General features: G+C 45.5%; 4 protein-coding genes and 1 pseudogene. 2 read left to right on the forward strand and 3 right to left on the reverse strand.

Annotated elements, in window-relative coordinates; all coding sequences use genetic code 11:
• Window positions 1-152, reverse strand: a pseudogene (locus tag Pmgp_RS20445) (terminase); the annotation flags it as partial.
• A 236-nt stretch (window positions 153-388) separates the two neighbouring features.
• Between Pmgp_RS20445 and Pmgp_RS19105 the strand changes: the two are divergent.
• On the forward strand, window positions 389-658 hold the full coding sequence (locus tag Pmgp_RS19105) for a type II toxin-antitoxin system RelB/DinJ family antitoxin (protein ID WP_134216255.1): 270 nt from the start codon (window positions 389-391) through the stop codon (window positions 656-658).
• Entirely contained in the window at window positions 651-923 is a 273-nt protein-coding gene (locus Pmgp_RS19110) for a type II toxin-antitoxin system RelE/ParE family toxin (protein ID WP_134216257.1), read from the forward strand. Before Pmgp_RS19105 ends, Pmgp_RS19110 begins: the two co-directional genes overlap by 8 nt.
• A gap of 27 nt (window positions 924-950) precedes the next feature.
• Here the strand turns inward: Pmgp_RS19110 and Pmgp_RS19115 are convergent, their stop codons facing one another.
• Window positions 951-1304, reverse strand: a complete 354-nt coding sequence (locus Pmgp_RS19115; RefSeq protein WP_134216259.1) for an HNH endonuclease — start codon at window positions 1302-1304, stop codon at window positions 951-953.
• A 147-nt stretch (window positions 1305-1451) separates the two neighbouring features.
• Window positions 1452-1622 (reverse strand): hypothetical protein, encoded by a 171-nt coding sequence (locus Pmgp_RS19955; protein WP_192903039.1) that lies wholly within the window; start codon window positions 1620-1622, stop codon window positions 1452-1454.
• Between the last annotated feature and the right edge of the window lie 411 nt (window positions 1623-2033).

Raw genomic sequence — 2033 nt, forward strand, 5'->3', positions numbered from 1 at the left:
GGGGGCATGGGCTGCCCTTCCAAATCGGCGGTATCAGTAAATTCTACAACCGTCAGCCGGCGCTTGCCGGGATTGCCTTCCAATATCTTATCCGCCAGCGGTTTTTTCTTATTGCCCGCGCCAATCTGCGGGCCGCCATGCCCGTTGGCCATTTCACATCACCTGCCTTTGCACACAATACTCAGTAAACTGGGGTATACCCCCTCTTGAAACCGCGAATTTTCGCGCGTGACCCACCACCCGTTCTCCGGAGCCAGGGTTGTAAAGATTTTGCCCCCCTAGCCGGGAGAACTTGCAATTTGTAATTACATCGTAAAGCAATTTGGTATATTTTATTGAATAATTACATATAATGCTTTATAATCAAGGTTAGAAAGGAGCTGATACAATGGCTAACACAACCAATTTAAATATTCGTGTCGATGAGGAGTTAAAACGCCAGGCAGATGCCATTTTTTCAGAGCTCGGACTTAATATGTCTACGGCTATAAATATGTTCCTGCGTTATTCCGTCCGTTACGGTGGCATACCTTTTGATCTTCGCATCGAAAAACCCAACGCAGAAACCTTGGCGGCAATCGACGATGTCAACAACAACCGCAATATGAGTAAAACCTTTACCAGCATTGATGCTCTGATGGAGGATTTGCATGCTTAAAATCAGATACTCCAGCAGGTTTAAAAAAGATTTCAAAACCATTATCAAGCGCGGCTATGATGTTAAGCTTTTCGAAGAGGCGCTGCATTTTCTTGTTGAGGAAAAGCCTTTGCCTTCAAAATATCTTGACCATCCGCTTGCCGGCAACTATGGCGGTCATCGTGAATGCCACATCACACCGGATTGGCTGCTCATATATAAAATCGTAAAAGATATTTTGACCCTGACCCTTACACGAACAGGAACCCATAGCGATTTGTTTTGATTAAGATTTTATTTTTAAGGAACGATTTCATCCCCATCTCCCGCCTTCTTTAGCTGTAATCGCCGAGTGACAGGACTTGCAAAGGCTCATCAGGTTTTCCATTGCGTTGCTCCCGCCCTTGGACAGAGGTGCTATATGGTGCACCTCCTCAGCCGGCGTAAGCCTGCCTTCCTTCTGGCACTGCTCGCAGAGCGGGTGTTCAGCCATATACCTGTCGCGGATGCGCTTCCAGCTCCTGCCGTAGCGTTTGCGGGTGGCCGGATCGCGCTGGTATTTGTTGTAATGGGCATCTATCGCTTTTTGATGTTCCTCGCAAAACCGTCCCTCCGTCAGCTTCGGGCAGCCGGGATAGCTGCAGGAACGTTTAGGTTTATATGGCAATATACTCATCTCCGTTCAGGCATAAAGAAAGCCCTCGCAAGTTCACCCTGCGAAGGCTTGTTTATACTTGTTTACGATACTATTTTACCACCATCGCAACTCTCTTTTTATCAACTTTACTCTCCTCTTTGCAAGATTCGATACATTTCAGTGCTTTTTCATGCATCCTGAAGGCATATTGCAGGCTGTAACCCATATCAACTCAAAACCGCCGTCCAAACCGTCAAGTTCTTCTGCCATCGCCTCGTTCATGTTAAAATCCGCCAGCTGTAAATATCCTGATTTTTGAACCTCTAAAGCCGTATCATTTTTAGCCATATCTTTAACCTTCCGTAAATCTTTAGATTTTTAAGATAAGATCTACGCTTTTTCCAAGCCTACGCTTGGATAAAGGGGCCCCTAAAGGGGCAGTTGAAAACGGTTGGTTTACGTAGTATAACAATTCCCAAGATAATAAATCTTGGAGGAGCAATATGAAAGCCACAGACGAGTTTTCCGAATATTACAATGAACTTCTCGATGTTGACCCGCGGTTCTTTGGACATCCGAACAATCAAAACTATCTTCGGATGGAAACACCGTCCTTGTCACCGCCAAAAACTAGGGCAAAGTCCGTCCCAACCCAAACTCACGGTCGAGAAACCTACGTATAATTTGACGGTGTTCAAAGTACACTTTGGCAAATTAACCTTAAAAATGTACGATAAAGGCGAGCGTGTTCTTCGGATT

The organism is Pelotomaculum propionicicum (assembly GCF_004369225.1).
Taxonomy (GTDB): domain Bacteria; phylum Bacillota; class Desulfotomaculia; order Desulfotomaculales; family Pelotomaculaceae; genus Pelotomaculum_B; species Pelotomaculum_B propionicicum.

What these genes read in the sequence shown, in the direction of transcription:
- Pmgp_RS19105 (WP_134216255.1), top strand. Translation starts at nt 389, where the DNA reads ATGGCTAACACAACCAATTTAAATATTCGTGTCGATGAGGAGTTAAAA.
- Pmgp_RS19110 (WP_134216257.1), top strand. Translation starts at nt 651, where the DNA reads ATGCTTAAAATCAGATACTCCAGCAGGTTTAAAAAAGATTTCAAAACC.
- Pmgp_RS19955 (WP_192903039.1), bottom strand. Translation starts at nt 1,622, where the DNA reads ATGGCTAAAAATGATACGGCTTTAGAGGTTCAAAAATCAGGATATTTA.